This window comes from Bacillus sp. F56, assembly GCF_001748205.1.
GTDB lineage: Bacteria > Bacillota > Bacilli > Bacillales > Bacillaceae > Bacillus > Bacillus stercoris.
In genome coordinates this window covers 180,438-197,001 of sequence record NZ_BDFC01000009.1, presented here as the reverse complement: position 1 = coordinate 197,001, position 16,564 = coordinate 180,438, and the positions used below count along the sequence as shown (strand labels likewise).

The 16,564-nt window shown below is 35.0% G+C and carries 15 protein-coding genes and 1 pseudogene; 15 read left to right on the top strand and 1 reads right to left on the bottom strand.

Annotated features, from left to right (window positions below):
* The first annotated feature begins 96 nt into the window (after window positions 1-96).
* The 15 genes and pseudogenes from BFW96_RS16495 to BFW96_RS16425 all read left to right on the top strand — a co-directional run bounded on the left by BFW96_RS16495 (window position 97) and on the right by BFW96_RS16425 (window position 15,695).
* The gene (locus tag BFW96_RS16495) at window positions 97-1,008 is read left to right on the top strand and encodes a diacylglycerol kinase (protein ID WP_003233894.1); all 912 of its coding nucleotides are present in this window, start codon (window positions 97-99) and stop codon (window positions 1,006-1,008) included.
* A gap of 256 nt (window positions 1,009-1,264) precedes the next feature.
* A complete protein-coding gene (rlmD, locus tag BFW96_RS16490; protein WP_069840042.1) occupies window positions 1,265-2,641 on the top strand; it encodes a 23S rRNA (uracil(1939)-C(5))-methyltransferase RlmD in 1,377 nt (458 codons plus the stop codon).
* Window positions 2,642-3,431: 790 nt separating this feature from the next.
* Window positions 3,432-3,695 carry a PqqD family protein gene (locus BFW96_RS16485; RefSeq protein ID WP_032726714.1) on the top strand — a complete coding sequence of 88 codons (264 nt, stop codon included), beginning with the start codon at window positions 3,432-3,434 and terminating at the stop codon, window positions 3,693-3,695.
* Window positions 3,688-4,125 (top strand): lasso peptide biosynthesis B2 protein, encoded by a 438-nt coding sequence (locus BFW96_RS16480; RefSeq protein WP_069840041.1) that lies wholly within the window; start codon window positions 3,688-3,690, stop codon window positions 4,123-4,125. Before BFW96_RS16485 ends, BFW96_RS16480 begins: the two co-directional genes overlap by 8 nt.
* Complete coding sequence (locus BFW96_RS16475; protein ID WP_234698043.1) at window positions 4,122-5,918, top strand: asparagine synthase-related protein; 1,797 nt, start codon at window positions 4,122-4,124, stop codon at window positions 5,916-5,918. The genes BFW96_RS16480 and BFW96_RS16475 overlap by 4 nt, the downstream gene beginning before the upstream one ends.
* A 47-nt stretch (window positions 5,919-5,965) precedes the next feature.
* Window positions 5,966-6,187 carry a hypothetical protein gene (locus BFW96_RS16470; RefSeq protein ID WP_032726712.1) on the top strand — a complete coding sequence of 74 codons (222 nt, stop codon included), beginning with the start codon at window positions 5,966-5,968 and terminating at the stop codon, window positions 6,185-6,187.
* Window positions 6,188-6,396: 209 nt separating this feature from the next.
* Window positions 6,397-6,777 carry a hypothetical protein gene (locus BFW96_RS16465; RefSeq protein WP_139123545.1) on the top strand — a complete coding sequence of 127 codons (381 nt, stop codon included), beginning with the start codon at window positions 6,397-6,399 and terminating at the stop codon, window positions 6,775-6,777.
* On the top strand, window positions 6,767-7,195 hold the full coding sequence (locus tag BFW96_RS16460; protein ID WP_353884534.1) for a MauE/DoxX family redox-associated membrane protein: 429 nt from the start codon (window positions 6,767-6,769) through the stop codon (window positions 7,193-7,195). Before BFW96_RS16465 ends, BFW96_RS16460 begins: the two co-directional genes overlap by 11 nt.
* 12 nt (window positions 7,196-7,207) lie before the next feature.
* Complete coding sequence (locus BFW96_RS16455) at window positions 7,208-7,741, top strand: MauE/DoxX family redox-associated membrane protein (RefSeq protein WP_083252913.1); 534 nt, start codon at window positions 7,208-7,210, stop codon at window positions 7,739-7,741.
* Between the two features lie 16 nt (window positions 7,742-7,757).
* Window positions 7,758-8,252 carry a hypothetical protein gene (locus BFW96_RS16450; protein ID WP_069840039.1) on the top strand — a complete coding sequence of 165 codons (495 nt, stop codon included), beginning with the start codon at window positions 7,758-7,760 and terminating at the stop codon, window positions 8,250-8,252.
* A gap of 15 nt (window positions 8,253-8,267) precedes the next feature.
* Window positions 8,268-10,103 carry an ABC transporter ATP-binding protein gene (locus tag BFW96_RS16445; RefSeq protein WP_083252912.1) on the top strand — a complete coding sequence of 612 codons (1,836 nt, stop codon included), beginning with the start codon at window positions 8,268-8,270 and terminating at the stop codon, window positions 10,101-10,103.
* 1 nt (window position 10,104) lies between these two features.
* On the top strand, window positions 10,105-10,860 hold the full coding sequence (locus BFW96_RS16440) for an ABC transporter ATP-binding protein (RefSeq protein WP_069840038.1): 756 nt from the start codon (window positions 10,105-10,107) through the stop codon (window positions 10,858-10,860).
* The gene (locus tag BFW96_RS16435) at window positions 10,857-13,349 is read left to right on the top strand and encodes an FtsX-like permease family protein (RefSeq protein ID WP_069840037.1); all 2,493 of its coding nucleotides are present in this window, start codon (window positions 10,857-10,859) and stop codon (window positions 13,347-13,349) included. Before BFW96_RS16440 ends, BFW96_RS16435 begins: the two co-directional genes overlap by 4 nt.
* Window positions 13,350-14,000: 651 nt before the next feature.
* A pseudogene (locus BFW96_RS16430) lies at window positions 14,001-14,426 on the top strand (hypothetical protein); the annotation flags it as partial.
* A gap of 108 nt (window positions 14,427-14,534) precedes the next feature.
* Window positions 14,535-15,695 carry a lysozyme inhibitor LprI family protein gene (locus BFW96_RS16425; protein ID WP_069840036.1) on the top strand — a complete coding sequence of 387 codons (1,161 nt, stop codon included), beginning with the start codon at window positions 14,535-14,537 and terminating at the stop codon, window positions 15,693-15,695.
* Window positions 15,696-15,739: 44 nt separating this feature from the next.
* Here the strand turns inward: BFW96_RS16425 and BFW96_RS16420 are convergent, their stop codons facing one another.
* Window positions 15,740-16,438 (bottom strand): YetF domain-containing protein, encoded by a 699-nt coding sequence (locus tag BFW96_RS16420; RefSeq protein ID WP_069840035.1) that lies wholly within the window; start codon window positions 16,436-16,438, stop codon window positions 15,740-15,742.
* Between the last annotated feature and the right edge of the window lie 126 nt (window positions 16,439-16,564).

Below are 16,564 nucleotides of genomic sequence, written 5' to 3'. Positions count from 1 at the left end.
TATGTACATTTTGTTGCGATTTTTTTAACTCATAGTATAATTAAAGGTTGTTAGTGTAAAAATGGATCGGATACTCTTAAGTAGGATGATGAGATAATGAAACGTGCACGCATAATATACAATCCGACTTCAGGACGGGAGATCTTTAAAAAGCATCTTGCCCAGGTCCTGCAAAAATTTGAACAAGCCGGCTATGAAACCTCCACCCATGCCACGACATGCGCAGGAGACGCTACACACGCTGCCAAGGAAGCGGCATTGCGTGAGTTTGACCTGATCATTGCGGCAGGCGGAGACGGAACGATCAACGAGGTCGTCAACGGGCTTGCGCCTTTAGACAACCGTCCGACACTCGGTGTGATTCCAGTCGGCACAACAAACGACTTCGCCAGAGCGCTCGGCATTCCGCGAGAGGATATTTTAAAAGCGGCAGATACGGTCATTAACGGCGTTGCCCGCCCGATTGATATCGGACAGGTCAACGGCCAGTATTTTATCAATATCGCCGGAGGAGGCCGTCTGACGGAGCTGACGTACGACGTGCCAAGCAAACTCAAAACAATGCTAGGCCAGCTTGCTTATTATTTAAAAGGAATGGAAATGCTGCCTTCACTTCGTCCGACAGAAGTCGAGATTGAATATGACGGCAAGCTGTTTCAAGGTGAAATCATGCTGTTTTTGGTCACGCTGACAAACTCCGTCGGCGGGTTCGAAAAACTCGCGCCGGATTCCAGCCTGAATGACGGCATGTTTGATTTGATGATACTAAAGAAAGCAAACCTTGCTGAATTTATCAGGGTCGCCACGATGGCGCTTCGCGGCGAACACATCAACGACCAGCATATTATTTATACAAAAGCGAACCGCGTGAAAGTCAATGTATCAGAAAAGATGCAGCTGAACCTGGACGGCGAGTACGGCGGCATGCTGCCGGGCGAATTCGTGAATCTGTACCGACACATTCACGTCGTCATGCCGAAGGAGAAAGCGGAACAGCTGGATGACTAAAACTTGGCTTTGTAAGCCAAGCTCAGAATGTTGACAAAATCCTAAAACAGTTTTCGTTTTAGGATTTTGTCATCTTTTCAGCGTGATTGAAAACCTTTGAAGTCTAGGAAGGACGAGCATTGGAGCGGAGCGAATGTTGAATTCGTGAGCACCGAAGCACAGGACTGACAACGAATGCGAAGGTTTGCCTACACGCTGAAACTTGGCTTGAATAGGCCAAGTTTTTCTTTATGCTTAAAACAAGAGGTGAACATAGATGAAAATGAAACCCCCAGTAGAAAAAAACGAATACTACGACGTGACATTTGAGGATTTGACCCACGAAGGAGCGGGCGTCGCAAAGGTTCAAGGATTCCCGATCTTTGTGCCGAATGCCCTGCCCGAGGAAAAAGCGCAAATCAAAGTGACACGCGTCAAAAAAGGTTTTGCTTTCGGACGCTTGATTGAGCTGAAGGAAGAAAGCCCGCACAGAACGGATGCCCCGTGCCCGATCTACAAGCAATGCGGCGGCTGCCAGCTTCAGCACATGACCTACGAAGGCCAGCTCTTGTTTAAACAGAAACAAGTCAAAGACGTCTTAGAACGCATCGGCAAGCTGGACCTTTCCAACGTGACCGTGCACCCGACACTCGGCATGGAAGACCCGTGGAACTACAGAAACAAAGCGCAGGTGCCGGTAGGAGAACGGGAAGGCGGACTCGTCGCCGGATTCTATCAGCAAAGAAGCCATGACATCATCGACATGAGCGCCTGCCTGATCCAGCAATCCAAAAACGACGAAGCCGTCCAAGCCGTCAAAGACATTTGCGCAAACTACGGTGTCAAAGCCTACAACGAAGAACGCCACAAAGGCTGGCTCCGCCATATCATGGTCAGATACGGCGTGGTTACCGGCGAAATGATGATCGTCTTCATCACAAGAACAAACGATTTCCCGCACAAAGCGAAGATCATCGAAGACATTACAGCGCAATTCCCGCACGTCAAATCCATCGTGCAAAACATCAACCCGAACAAAACAAACGTCATTTTTGGGAACGAAACAAACGTTATCTGGGGCGAAGAATACATCTACGACCTCATCGGAGACGTCAAATTCGCCATCTCCGCCAGATCGTTCTACCAGGTCAACCCGGAGCAAACCAAAGTGCTCTATGACAAAGCGCTTGAGTACGCGGAGCTTCAAGGCGAAGAAACCGTCATTGACGCTTACTGCGGCATCGGAACGATTTCTCTCTTCCTGGCAAAGCAGGCGAAAAAAGTGTACGGCGTAGAGATTGTGCCGGAAGCGATTGAAGACGCCAAACGAAATGCCGAATTAAACGGCATCACAAACGCTGAGTTCGCGGTCGGTGAAGCGGAAACCGTGATTCCAAAGTGGTATGAGGAAGGCATCACGGCCGATACGCTAGTTGTAGACCCGCCAAGAAAAGGCTGCGACGAAGCCCTCCTGCGGACAATTGTGGAGATGAAACCGAAGCGGGTTGTGTACGTGTCCTGTAATCCTGGCACGCTTGCGAGAGACCTGCGGGTGCTTGAGGATGGCGGGTATGAGACGCGCGAAGTGCAGCCTGTGGATATGTTTCCGCATACGAATCATGTGGAGTGTGTTGCTCAAATAGTCTTAATTTAAGTAAGCGTACTTTTTAATTCCAATATCCTATATATATAGGAGTAAAATATTTGTGTTGTATTGGATGGCAGTTGTGTTACTTGTAGAGTAATTTCTGCCATCATTTTTTTGTTTGTATAGCTTTCGTTGTGGAAGATTCACCTGATTATGTACTTCAGAAGTAATTGAAGTAATTACGATTAGTATTACCAATAAACGGGATGTGCACAGAAAGATTATTATTGGTCATTATTGAATCAAGCTCCGTTTATCTTGGCAGTTTATTATTGATTTTTCTAAAAGTTATAATAGAAAACATAAGACTGCTTCCAATAAAAGGTGTACATTTAAAAATCAAAATTTTTGATATTTTTATTTTTTTGATAATAATATACTGTTTTTATTATTTATATTAATATAGTATTTTAAATGAAATTTTCATTCAATCCTTAGAATGCGGAAATTTTTTGAATTAACACGTTTGTTCACAAAATTTTCACATTTATTTCATTCCAAAGGAATAAATTTCATGTTAATATTACTAAAGTATGTAACTAAACCAATTATTTTACATATACGGGATATGAGTTCTAGATTATAGACTCATATTTTATCTTTAAGATTGAAAGTAGAGAAGGGATGTGAAAAGGTGGATATTTTCACATTTTGTAAAAATTAATTATTCTTAAGAGCTTATGGAGTTTTGTAATTAAGTACTTCAATAAAGATAATGTATCTAGACGGAATTATCTCCTTAATCTAATAATGTTTATGCTTTATCTTAAAATTCTAAGAATTCGAGGTGACTAAATTGAAGGTAAAGGTACATAAGGATGTTATTGTATACGAGGAAGATGGTGAAATCATATTAGTAAATATGATAAAAAATAAATTTTACACTTTAGATAACTTTAGTTCTTATATTTGGACTAAATTCAGTGAATTTAACGATATTGCTAAATTGATAGATTTTATAAGCGGAGAATATAAAGTAGATAAAATAACTGTAAAAAAAGATATTCGTGATTTTATATATGATTTAGCAAGGGTAGGAATCGTAAAAGTTTATGAATAAAAAAGGTAGCATTATTTTATATATTTATTTATTAATTCAACTAATATTATTTGACATCGAACTATCAATGACGGGATTTAATAAAACATTTAATCGCTATACACACAGATACTATAAAGTAAAATCAACTGCATTAAACGAGGAGAACTACCAAGAGGTATTTAATCATATTGAGGGGTTATTTTATATATTCGATGTGGTTTGTGCATGGTATCCAAGAAAAGCAGATTGTATCCATAAGACATTACTAGGATATAAATTTCTTAGAAAAAAATATTCACTCCCTGTTGACATGGTTGTTGGCGTGCGAAAATTCCCATTTGAAGCACATGCTTGGCTTCAAATTAATAATCAAAACTTCTTTAGCGATAATGATGAGACTTTTCGATATAACATTATTTTAAATTCAAAAAATTTAAGTGAAGGGTGATTAGAATTAATTGGTTTTTAGCTTCATTTTCAGTTACGAACAACATAGCGCCACCACAAATCAAAATTGAAAACTCTATTTTTAATCAATATAAGATTTTTACAAAATCGAATAGTGTTTCTATAAATAACTGTGCTTTTTACATAGCATCAAATAAAGATTTAAAACCTATTTGTACATTTGAAAATATAACAGTACTCGGTGATATTGATTTACACAATAAAGAACACTTATTTAATAAATACAATATAACTAAAAATTTTAATATTTCAGATGAAAAACTAATATGTATCTTATATAAGAAAATAGGTATAGGACTTATTAAAGAATTATTAGGAACTTTTTCATTTATTTTATATGATCAGAATAATAATAAGTTTTATGCAGTTAGAGATCAATTAGGAATAAGAACATTATTTTGGACAAAGCTAAAAGATGAAATTGTTATTGCCAGTGATATTTTTTTGCTTGCTGATCAGAAATTAAGAAGAGATCTTAATAGAGAATATTTTAGAGAATTTTATCAAAGAAATGGGATTATTGACTCTGAATTGACTCCATATAAGCATATGTTCAGAATTTCAAGTGGCAGCTATCTTGAAGTATTGAATGGCAAAGGGAGGGTCAGTAAATACTGGGACTTAGCAAGTAATAAGGGTAATATAAAGTATTCTAACGAAACTGAATATTTTGATCATTTCGTTGAATTGTTAAAACTTTCTACAAAAGATCGATTACAAAAAGGGACAACCAACTCCATAATGCTTAGTGGCGGTCTAGATTCTACCTCTATTTATGCACTGGCTAAAAAATTAGAAGATATAGAAAATTTTAAGATAAAACCTGTAAGCGCGGTATTTGATGAATTAAAGGAATGCGATGAAAGGGATCTTATTAATGGATTGATCGAAAAATATAACGATAGAGCAATTTACTTAAATTTTGATAATACACTAATGTTTGAGGATTTTCCTAATAGTATTCCGTTTTCAGACGAACCAAATGTAAATTGCATTTCATTTAATTTCACATATCAAATTGTCAAAGAGTCTGTCGAGTATGGTTATGACAATATCTTAAGTGGCTATGCGGGAGATCACTTATTAAACGGATCTTTGCATATTGCACGGGATATGATAAAAAATGGACAATTTAGAAAAGCTTTTTCATACATAACAAACTACTCTATAGTTACAAATACATCGGCTTTTCAAAATTTTGTTGAATTTGCCTTATTTCCAAATATACCAAAGCATTTTGTGTCTGATACAAATTGTGAATACTATTCATCTCTTACAAAGAAACTAAAAAAAATCAACAATAAAAATCAAGAGGAGCTTTATTATCAAATAAGTAATGCAAAATCACATTTATATACGGATCGTGTAATTGGAGCGTTGACAGGATCAGATATACACCATCCATTCCTGGATAGAAGACTAGTAGAATTTATGTACAAGATTCCTGGCCACATGAGGTTTTCTGATGTGAACCCAAAATACATTTTAAGAAAATCAATGGAAAAATATCTTACGAGTGATATAACATCCAAGACAAATAAAACAACTCACATCGCTTATACGTATAAAAGTATCCGGAGCAATTGGAATAATATCTATCAATTTATGAAGGACTCAATTTCAGCAGAAGAGCTAAAACTAATTTCTGCTGATTATTGGACAGAGGAACTTGAAAGATGGAGAAATGGAGTAAAAGTTAGTGATTACTTTTGGACACTTTTCTCTATCGAACTTTGGCTCAAACAACACTATAGCATGATAAACAGTAATTAGTATAAGAATATTGTGTTATTTAATAGGGATAGATAGGAGAGAATGAAATGGAAAATTATATTAAGCCGTCTTTGGTAGAATGCGGAAAAAGTGAGAGTTTAATTAAAGGAGCATGTGGTTGGGGCAGTGAAAACTGGACATTAGATAAAACAGGTGCTTATAAAACTACAAGACGAAAGATGGTAAGTGTTGGTTGGTTGCCAGGTTTTACAGAGGTATTCAAATGTAAATCTGTATCGGCATGTAGTAGTGATAAGAATCAATGCTAATTGCAGTTAAATAAAAAACTAGCTTAAACTAAAAAAAAATAAAGTATCCCTATTAAATACACAATATTGTTATATTGCATATAAGCATTTCATAATAATTATGGGATAGCTTCTAATTACTTAAACTTTATTGGCGTTGGTGAAAATATATGAATTTTTTGAATTTGATATATATAATAGTTTTTTGTCTCATATATTGGATTACAAGAGTGAAAATTATCAAAAATAGTTTTTTTTTGAAGAAGAAAATAAGTGCATCTTCATTCAGAAAAATAAGAGAAAATTATGAAGGCTATGTAATGTGTATAGAAGAAGATTTCCTTAAAGAAGAAGTTGAAATGATGAGGAGTATTTTTGAATTTATTGAGGTAGATAAGAAATGTATTCTATTAGACCTAACAATTAACTCCCGAAAAGAACTAAATTTTGAATTAATAAAGGATATTGGAATTCAAACTATCCCTTCAATAATTAAAATAGACCAAGAAGGTATAAAAGAGGTTGCTAACTTTAGTGATTTTCCAGTTCATTTTACAAACAAACAGATTATAAGTGAAATAAAAAAGTTATTAAATAGGGATGATATTTAAAATGAGTGCTTCACTAATAATAATAAAAGTGTTTTATGTTATAATAGGGGTTATTTTCCTTAAAAGCAGCTTGTCTAAAATCAAAAGACCAATGAACTTTTATTATGCAATCATGGATTACAAAATAATCACTAAGAAAAGGATTGCCGACCTAGTAGTTCCTTTCCTCGTTTCGCTCGAGTTTCTATTAGCTTGTTTATTAATTACTGCTGCATCTGTCTCATCATTAATAATTGGAATATCACTACAGTTATTTTACGTTTTTCTTATTCTTTCCAACATAAATAAAGAATTTAAGAACAATTGTGGATGCTTTGGTTTTAACACACCGAGAGTTCCAACGTTAAAGCATTTTAGCATGAATATTTTCCTGCTAATATCAATAATTATCCTTTATGGGCTACAAGAAAGAATTTAGGAGGAACTGTCAATGATAACCTTAGTATTCAGTACAGGAATAGGTATCCTCTTCTTATTATCCGGCTTTTCAAAAGTAGTTGCTTTAAGAGAATCAGTAGCTTCAATAAAAAAATTAAAACTCTTTTCTGATATTATATCAACTTTTCTTGGACTGACTTTTCCTTTTTTTGAAGTGGCTTTGGCAATACTGATTATTTTATATAAATCAAGTTTGATAGTTAATTTAGTTGCTTTATGTATAACTGTTGTGTTCATGCTGATTAATTATAAGATGATCAGTGATAGGAAAAAGATTAGTTGTTTTTGTTTTGGAAATATAATAAAAACCGAACTAGGTTATGGTGGTCTTACTCAATCCTTCCTGATGTTAGGATGTTTTCTTCTCAATATTATAATTACCTCCCAAAACAGTTTGTTATTAATTAAAGATATCGAGCTGAAACTTTTAATTTTATATATTGTAACATCCATTCTATGGACAATTACCTTGCTCTTAATCAGATCAACAATAGACCTATTATATCGTATACCTGTTAGGGATTAATATTGGAGGTGAAAGAATGAATGAGGTAATAGAATTAACACTTTGTCTAATTATAATACTGGTAATGAATATATCTGTAATAGTATTCATGAATAAAAGACTATCTAGAGGTATAACTGTTAAAGAAGGTGTTGAATTAGGCAGTAATTTTCCTGAAGTCATGGCTGAGAATATTGAAGGTGATTATATTAGCGTCAAGGGAGAAAAAGCTCGATTATTTATTTTTATTGATTTGGAGTGTACCGAATGTATGAAGTTATTTACTTCCCTTAAAGTTTATCAACAGAATTACTTGCAGGGGATTATTTTTATCTTGATAAAAAATAATTTGAATAAAAACCGCATTTCAAAGAGTTTAATCAAAAAACAGACCTTATTTATAGAAGAAAAAGATGTTTTTGAAACATTTAACGTGAGCAGTTTCCCGTTTTTTATTGGGGTGGATACCAATGGAGTTGTTATTCAAAGAGGTTATATATCAAAACACAATTTAATCGATTTTATCGCTTAAGGATGGATAATTGAAATGATGGAAAAGGTCCACAAGAATAATAAAAATCCTTTTAAAAATTTTTTATATTCTCAGAAGTATTTTTTAAAATTGATTTACAAAGAGCATCCAAAGAGCTTAATTTTCTTTTTTTTATTTTCACTTTTATCTGCACTCATATCACCAAGTCTTATTACTTTAAATAAATATACAATTGATTCTATTACCGAAATTAAGAGTAACCCAGACATATTAAAAAATGTTATTCTCCTTTTGATAATAACATTTTTACTTCAGTATTTATCTGCTGTGCTTGATAATCTAGATATATATATATTTACTAGAATTACACAAACAGTTAATTACGTTTTGAAGAAGATTACTATAGAAAAATTGATAAAAATGCCTTTGGAGAAATTTGAAAATAACAGATTTTTTGATACAATAAATTTAGCTAATACAGCAATTAGTGGAAATGGAGTAAAGGTCATAAGCAGTGTTATTGGGATTATAACCAACTTGGTATCACTGATTGGTATTTTTGGTATTCTTCTCTCCATCCATTGGTCAATGCCAATTGCTTTATTTTTATCCACTTTACCCGGAATTATACTGATATTCATTGCTAAATCGAAAAATTATAAAATGAATGTAAATACTTCTCCAATAGAGAGAGAATTAGGCTTTACAGATAGTCTGTTTATTAACAAAAGTTCTATAAAAGAAATTAAAATTTATAATCTAGGAACTTATTTGATCAATAGATGGTCTGGTCTTTATAAACGTATACAGAAGCAAAATCTTGATCTTGCTGGGTGGGAAGCTAGAACAAAGTCTTTAGCAGCTGTGTTTTTACAGATAACTAGTTTAGGTGTTTCTTTGCTTCTCATAAATCAGATTTCACATAATGTTTTGTCTATTGGTGATTATGTAGCTTTGTTAGGTGCGGTGACTACTGTTCAAATCCTTTTTTCTTCAATAGGAGGGAATTTAGGTTCTATTTTTGAAACAGCTATATTTAATAACGCTTTAATGGAGTTGCTTGAATATGAAGTTAAAAATGAAACAGGATATGAAAAGGTTAGAGTGGAAGAAGTTGAGGGTTTAAGACTAGAAAATGTTTCGTTCTCCTATCCAGGAACCGATACAATGGTGTTGGATAATATTTGTATGGAAATTAATAAGGGTGAGAACATTTCTATTGTAGGGTACAATGGATCAGGTAAAACTACTCTTATAAAATGTCTTATTGGATTATATGAAGTAAACCAAGGAGATGTTTATATTAACGAAATTAATTTAAAGGAGATAAATAAAGAAAGTTTTTATCAAAGAGTTTCTGCTATATTTCAGGATTTTTTTAAGTATAAATATAGTGTACGAGAAAATGTAGCTTTTGGAGACTTAGAGAAATTACAGAATGACAAGGAGATTTATAGGCTGCTAGAGAATGTTGGTCTTTCTGAGAAAATAAAAAATTTCGAAAGTAAACTGGAAACATATTTAACCCGGGAAATACCTGATGGCAGTGACTTATCGGGAGGGGAGTGGCAGAGAATAGCAATTGCACGTGGTTTTTTAAAAGATTGCGACCTAATCATCCTAGACGAGCCAACAGCGGCAGTTGATCCTATTATGGAATTGGAAATTTTCGAACTATTCAATAGTTTATCTAAAAATAAAACAACGCTCACTATATCACACAGACTGGGGCCAACTAAATTTTCTGATCGGATTATTGTGATGGATAAAGGAAGAATTGTTGAAGAAGGCTCTTTTCATTCCTTGATGGAGCAAAAGGGGTTGTATTATCAAATGTATCAATCCCAATCTAACTGGTATAAAGAAGAAAACAAGTTATTTGAGGTGTGAAATGGCCAAAAAAGTACTGGAAGTTAAAAGCCTATCCAAGGTCTATAAAGGAATTGGTTATCAAGTAACAGCTTTAGATAAGGTTTCTTTTGAACTGAATCATGGAGAACTTCTCGCTATTATGGGTACAAGCGGTTCAGGCAAAAGCACTCTTTTAAATATACTGGGAGCTCTTGATGATCCATCAAGCGGTAAAGTAATCCTTAATGGGAAAGAAACAAACGACTTTTTTAAAGAGCCTAAAGCTACAGTTTATAGAAGAGATAAAATTGGTTTTATATTTCAATCCTTCAATCTTTTAAAGGATTTGACGGTGAAGGAGAATGTGGAATTACCGCTTGTTTTGAAAGGAAAAAATAAGAAGGAATCAGATCAGAAAGTAGAGGAAATGCTAGAACTTGTTGGCCTGACAAAATGGAAAAAACATCGGCCTATTCAACTTTCTGGGGGACAGCAGCAAAGAGTTGCCATTGCGAGAGCACTGATTACCTCACCACCGATCGTATTAGCGGATGAGCTTACAGGGAATTTGGATTTCAATACAACTAAGGATATTTTAAATGTTCTTGTAGATATGAAGAAGCGCCTTAATAAGAGTATGATCATAGTCACTCACGATCCTAATGTAGCGCTGTATTCAGACAGAGTTTTATTTTTCCATGATGGACATATCGTTGATGAATACAAGAGTCTGGGACAAGGAGATTTACCGAGAATATTAAATAAATTTCAAAAAATAATGGAGAGAGACCAATGAAAAAATCTATTCTTGGTCTATCCATGCGCTTTTTCAGAGCCAATAAATTTATTACCCTAACATCCATCATTGGTGTGATTCTATCAGTTTCTTTAATTATATCTATGACATTGTTTGCCGTTAATGCAAAACAGACATTAAAAAATGAAGTTTCAAAGATGTATGGCGAAATGGATTTATCTGTTGGTTATGAGTATGGAAGTAAAAATGTCATCGATAAAGACTTTGTCAAAAAGTTAAAATCAAATAAAAACATAGAACATAGCTCAAGTGTTTTAGTTACACAGGTAAAACTGAATACCTCTGATTCACAGACTAGTTTTTACACGGTTGGAGTAAAAAATGATGCTTTATCAAAAAGTAGATATCACTTCAAGAATAACATAACGAAAAATGAAATTATCGTAAACAAAGGATTAGCTGAATCATTGGGAGCGAAGATTGGTGATCGCTTACAGGCTGAAGGAAAAAGTTTGAAACTGGTGGAAACGATAGAAGATCTTAATTCTACAGGAATTGCTCCAAATATTCTCTTGGTTTCCCATGATAACTTGCAAAACATCATTTCGAAGAAAACCGGAAAGAATATAGAAGCTACTTACATATTGGTTAAAGCGAAAAAAGGTATAGACAAATTTTCTTTAGCTAACGAGATTAAGAAGAATGAAAAAGACTTAAGGATAGATATTGCAGAAGAAGATCCATTCTTGAAAAGCAATATAGAATCATTAAGTATATTTATAGTAGTCCTATCTTTTTTAATTATAATCGTGACTTCATTGCTCATCATTTCGAATTTTGAAATCTTTCTGTACAAATACAAGAATCAATTTGCGATTATGCGATCCATAGGTGCTACTGGAAGGCAACTGTTTTCAATTGTTCTGCTGCAGAGCTTTTTCATTACTGCTATTGGTTCTATTCTTGGACTTGGATTTGCCATGTTTAGTAATAAATATCTCCATATTTGGCTTGAGAAAATATTCTCGTTCAATGCTTCTACTGTTACTTTTAATTTAAAGCTAGCATTTTCGATAACGGTAATATGTATGGTTATCATTCAACTGTTTTTGTTACTGCCAGCTATTAAAATTACAAAAGTACTTCCGCTTAAGGTAATACAAGATAACGAGGAAGTTAATTTTAAATCATTCAAATATAATAGATTTTGGGGAAAATCATTTATTATCCTTAGCACCATTATTATTTTATTTGGGAAGATTATACCTAAAGAAGAAGGTGGACAAGTATTTTGTCTGTTGCTAGCTTCTATTTTATTGATGGCAGGTATTTTTATATTATTTCCGATCTATTTAGGGCCGCTATTAATATGTCTCGCTCCGTTTATAAGAAAAATTTTAGGTGTTAATTCTTATGTTGCTATTAAAAATGTTATCCCTCAGGTCAAAAAAAACTCTTTTGTTATATTAACCATCAGTACGATGATGATTATAACGGTGTTTGGTTCTGTAATGCTTAACACAATACAAAAAAATGAGCAGAACTCATTAAAAGAGCAGTACCCTACCAGTATTGTTTTAACGAGCCGACTCGGTGATAACTCAACAATTGACGCTATTGAACTGGAAAGAAAAGTAGAAGAAATAAAAGGAATCAGTAATACAAGCTCGATTAGCACTCAATCTTCTGGAGAATTAATTAATGGCAACCATAATATCACATTTGATTATTCGTTAAGTGACCTAGGACGAATGGAGAAATTGGGTATTTTTACGAAACTACCAACTGATAAAAAGAATATCATTGTCATTTCAGAGGAATTTTCAAATAAGCACAGTTTAAAAACAGGCGATACTGTTGAGCTAGGGAAATACTCGGATGCAGATCAAAAAGTAATTAGTACTGGAAGGTATAAAATAGGGGCAATTACAGCGAAATTGAAAGATTCTGATGTTTATATGGATTGGAAAGAAAAAAAATACAAAACGGACTTCACTGTATTCTCTAAATTGTTTGTCAAATCAAACCATGTAAAGCAGACAACTGCCAAACTTAAGAGAATTAAGGGGCAGTTTCCTGAAATCCAAATCAATAGCTACATGGATTCTGTAAAAAAATCAAAAGGTATGTTTTACCAAAGATGGTCTATCTTCATTGTTGTTATATCAGTTATGCTGATCAGTATCATCATCGGTGTATTCAGTTCACTGATTAATAATATCAATTCGAAAAGAAAAGAATTTGCCATTTTACGGACGATTTCTTTAAGCAGAAGCGGTATCATCAACGTTATACTTACACAAATCACACTTTATCTTCTTATTGGCTTGCTATTAGGCGTATTTTCAGGTGGTTTATTAACTATTGTTATCTCTTTGATAGATCCCGGAAAGATTTATATTAATTTTTCAATTATAGGGTTAATCTCAGGATTTATGCTTATAATGGGTCTCATTATTTTCTTCCCGTATGCAGCAAGATTAGGGAATAAGAAAATAACTTTGGAACTTACTCAAGATAATAAGTAAAGAAATGTAGCTGCATCCGTTGTATTGTTTTATTATGGCATGATGTTGCTAATAATGAAAAAACAACACAATAGGATATATATAACAATGCTTTCGGTGTTAGATGTTTTATTATTAAAGAGTTCTAGTTTAACGGCGGTGGAACAGAAGTTTTTGTAATGAGATTTAAAATCAAGAGATATATGACGTACATGTTAGTGACGAATGATAATGGTGCGGAGAATTAAAGCATTATATAGTATAACGATAATTGTTTAGAAAAACATAGAGAGACTTCTTTCAAAATGATGAAAGAAGTCTTTTCTCTTTTACTATACCTCTTAAGGTGAAAGACAACCAAGACAATCGCACGTCTATAGGTGAAATTAAGATCGTATACTATATTCATTCCTGTTCAAATATGTAAAAGTCCTTGTTTAATTTCGTTGACAACTGCACCCGATCCTTATATTTAATTTGGACAGGGACTTCTATATGCACGGCTGGGGGATTGGAAAAAGTACAAACGCAATATTCGGTCATTCTCTTTCAATGTTTAATTGTTAATTATTTACAACTAGAACGAAAATAATAGTTCTTTATGTAAGGAACATGATGTGATATCCTGATGGGAATTATGATATTTATAGACAGTATATATTTTTTAGCCTCTCATCTACAGATAAATTCGCAAACTACGAGAATTTTATTGTCCAAGCTCGGAGCATGAATTGACTGTGATTGAAAAAGGGACATGGAAGACGACATATATTGCGTATCCTGAAGATCTTGAATATGCAGATACTGTGTATTATGACAAAGAAAGCGGCAGTTTTTACGTGGCATACGAGGACAAAGAGGGAGGAGCGAACTTACTGGAATATGGGGAGGATTTTTCTTTTCACACATACAGCTTGAAGTTTCCTTATATGGAGGCGAAGTTTAAGGGGAATCTATTGTATATAGTTGCCCAGGAAGAGCATAAAAAGGGCATTGGCGGGTATGGGTGTGTTTGATATCCATTCTAAGAAGATGCTTTATCAGTTTGATTTGCCTGAGGAACAGGTGAAGGTACAGGATTTTGTGGTGGTTGAGTAGGCTCATTTCAGTCTCTTTCTGCTTCTGTAAAAATGAAATGTACAAAGCGACAAAAGACCTATAAAATAAGAAAGCTACCATGAGAGAACAGAAGGGTGAGAAGAGACAATGAGTTATAAATTGGGTGCGCTGCTTTTATCTGTTTTATTCCTATTATCGGCGTGTTCTGATAGCGGAGCTTCTGATAAGGATCAGGAAAAGCAAGCTGTGAAGAAAGCGAGCGTTGCGAAGCTGACGGAGCAGGAAGTAAAATCAGCTTTGAAAAACGATATTGATGCGATCTTCAACGCATTTGATAAAGCGGGAACAGAAAATGGCTGGAGCACAGCGAATAAGGCAGATTTCAGCAAGTTGCGGCCTAGTGTGCTGCCTTATGCAACGGAGACGTTTGCAGATCAGACCTTAAAGGATTTGGCTGGAAAGTATTATTGCGAGTGTGATGCTCCTTTTCAACCGGGCACTGATTTCGATGTGCGTTTTACATATAAACAGAACAAGAATAAGATAGAGGCTTCATCAATAGATCCGGCAACAGAATTAAACAACATGGGCACGTTATGGACGTTTGAATTGGTGAAGGAAGATGGCGATTGGAAGATCAACAAATGGGACAGCAAGTCGCTCCAAGGGGATGATATCAAGCTGACAAAAGAAGAAGCGAAAACGATTCTGTCGAGAAACGGTGAAACGGCGGAATTTGTGAAGTCCTATGAATCGAAGGCTGCCCGTGGAACAGCTTATCTTTTCAATGTGAAAAATTCAAATGGGGAAAGACAGGCGGCGATCAGCTCAAAGGATACCAGTCTGGTAAGTGATAATGAAAACGAGACTGAGGCTGCGGAGCAAGAGACAGCTCAGACGACTGCGAAAACCGCATCGCCTGATACAGCGGATACACAGAGCAGTGAGCAGACAACGGGAAGCACAAAAACAGATTATGTTGCGAAATTGTCTGCGGCAGAAAAGAAAGAAAAGCACAATGACTATCAAAGTGATTATCAGATGATTGAGGATTACGGTTATAATTATCAAATGTGGGACGGATTGCTGAACGAGATATACGGCGTGCTGCAAAATCAGCTTTCTGCTTCAGACATCGCGGCATTAAAAGGGAAACAGCGCCAATGGATAAAGGATAGGGATGCTGCGGCCCAGAAACGATATGATGAGGAGGGCGGCGGTTCATTATCCCGAGTCGTCCAAACGGAAGAGCTTGCCAAACAGACGAAAGAGCGCTGTTACGAGCTGGTGAATACGTATATGAAATAAGTGAAGGGTCTGTGCCGCAACAATGTTGCAGGCACAGGTCTTTTTTATTCAGGTAATGAATCCTCTTTTTGATCGATATACAGCGTGCCGTCTGTTTGAACTTCTGCATAAAATACTTCTTTAGGATTTTGGATGCCTGCCTCTTTTAGCCGATCCATCAGCCATTGCCTGTTCAGATGCAATTTTTTTAAATTGTCTTCTCTCACTTTTCCATCAGCTATGACTGAAGCGGAATGAGATACTTTCGCGTTTGCTGCTTGTACGTTCATATCCTTTTTTGTCACGCTTTGGTGTGCTTCCTTTTTCAACACAGATACAGTGCCGTCCGATTCGAAAATAGCATAATCCACTTCGGCAATTGAAAATATATTTTTTTTGCGAAGCGAAGTTTGCAAAGTATCGATATCAATTCGGGCTTTTCTAAGCTCCTTCTCCATGATCTTCCCTTTTTTAATCAGAATGACCGGCTGTCCTACAACTGCATACCGAAAAGCGGGGAATGTAATATCCAGAAACCCGATGATGATTGTAAAAGCGCTCCACACCAACAAGGCGATGAATCCATTTCTCATACTGATTGTTGAGTCAATGGCAAGCGAGGCCCCGATCGTTCCAATGGATATGGCTGAAACAAAGTTAAAAAAGGTCATTTGGGAGATTTCTTTTCTGCCCATCAGTCTTGTTAACACCAGCAATGTGATAAAGGCGATGAAAAGTCTAATGATCAGTTGCGTGATTGGCATCGGCCATTCTCCTTTACATAGGATCTTTTCATAGTGTTCCCATGCTTTTGTTTTTTTATTTTCATTAAAGGCTTTTGAAAAAGGGGTTTTGAATGCTTTTGCCAGGATGAAAAAGAAAATTCTTCC

Coding starts and splice junctions, on each gene's coding strand:
- BFW96_RS16495 (WP_003233894.1), top strand. CDS start 97: ATGAAACGTGCACGCATAATATACAATCCGACTTCAGGACGGGAGATC.
- rlmD (WP_069840042.1), top strand. CDS start 1,265: ATGAAAATGAAACCCCCAGTAGAAAAAAACGAATACTACGACGTGACA.
- BFW96_RS16480 (WP_069840041.1), top strand. CDS start 3,688: ATGAATAAAAAAGGTAGCATTATTTTATATATTTATTTATTAATTCAA.
- BFW96_RS16470 (WP_032726712.1), top strand. CDS start 5,966: ATGGAAAATTATATTAAGCCGTCTTTGGTAGAATGCGGAAAAAGTGAG.
- BFW96_RS16460 (WP_353884534.1), top strand. CDS start 6,767: ATGATATTTAAAATGAGTGCTTCACTAATAATAATAAAAGTGTTTTAT.
- BFW96_RS16455 (WP_083252913.1), top strand. CDS start 7,208: ATGATAACCTTAGTATTCAGTACAGGAATAGGTATCCTCTTCTTATTA.
- BFW96_RS16450 (WP_069840039.1), top strand. CDS start 7,758: ATGAATGAGGTAATAGAATTAACACTTTGTCTAATTATAATACTGGTA.
- BFW96_RS16445 (WP_083252912.1), top strand. CDS start 8,268: ATGATGGAAAAGGTCCACAAGAATAATAAAAATCCTTTTAAAAATTTT.
- BFW96_RS16440 (WP_069840038.1), top strand. CDS start 10,105: ATGGCCAAAAAAGTACTGGAAGTTAAAAGCCTATCCAAGGTCTATAAA.
- BFW96_RS16435 (WP_069840037.1), top strand. CDS start 10,857: ATGAAAAAATCTATTCTTGGTCTATCCATGCGCTTTTTCAGAGCCAAT.
- BFW96_RS16425 (WP_069840036.1), top strand. CDS start 14,535: ATGAGTTATAAATTGGGTGCGCTGCTTTTATCTGTTTTATTCCTATTA.
- BFW96_RS16420 (WP_069840035.1), bottom strand. CDS start 16,438: ATGCCAATCACGCAACTGATCATTAGACTTTTCATCGCCTTTATCACA.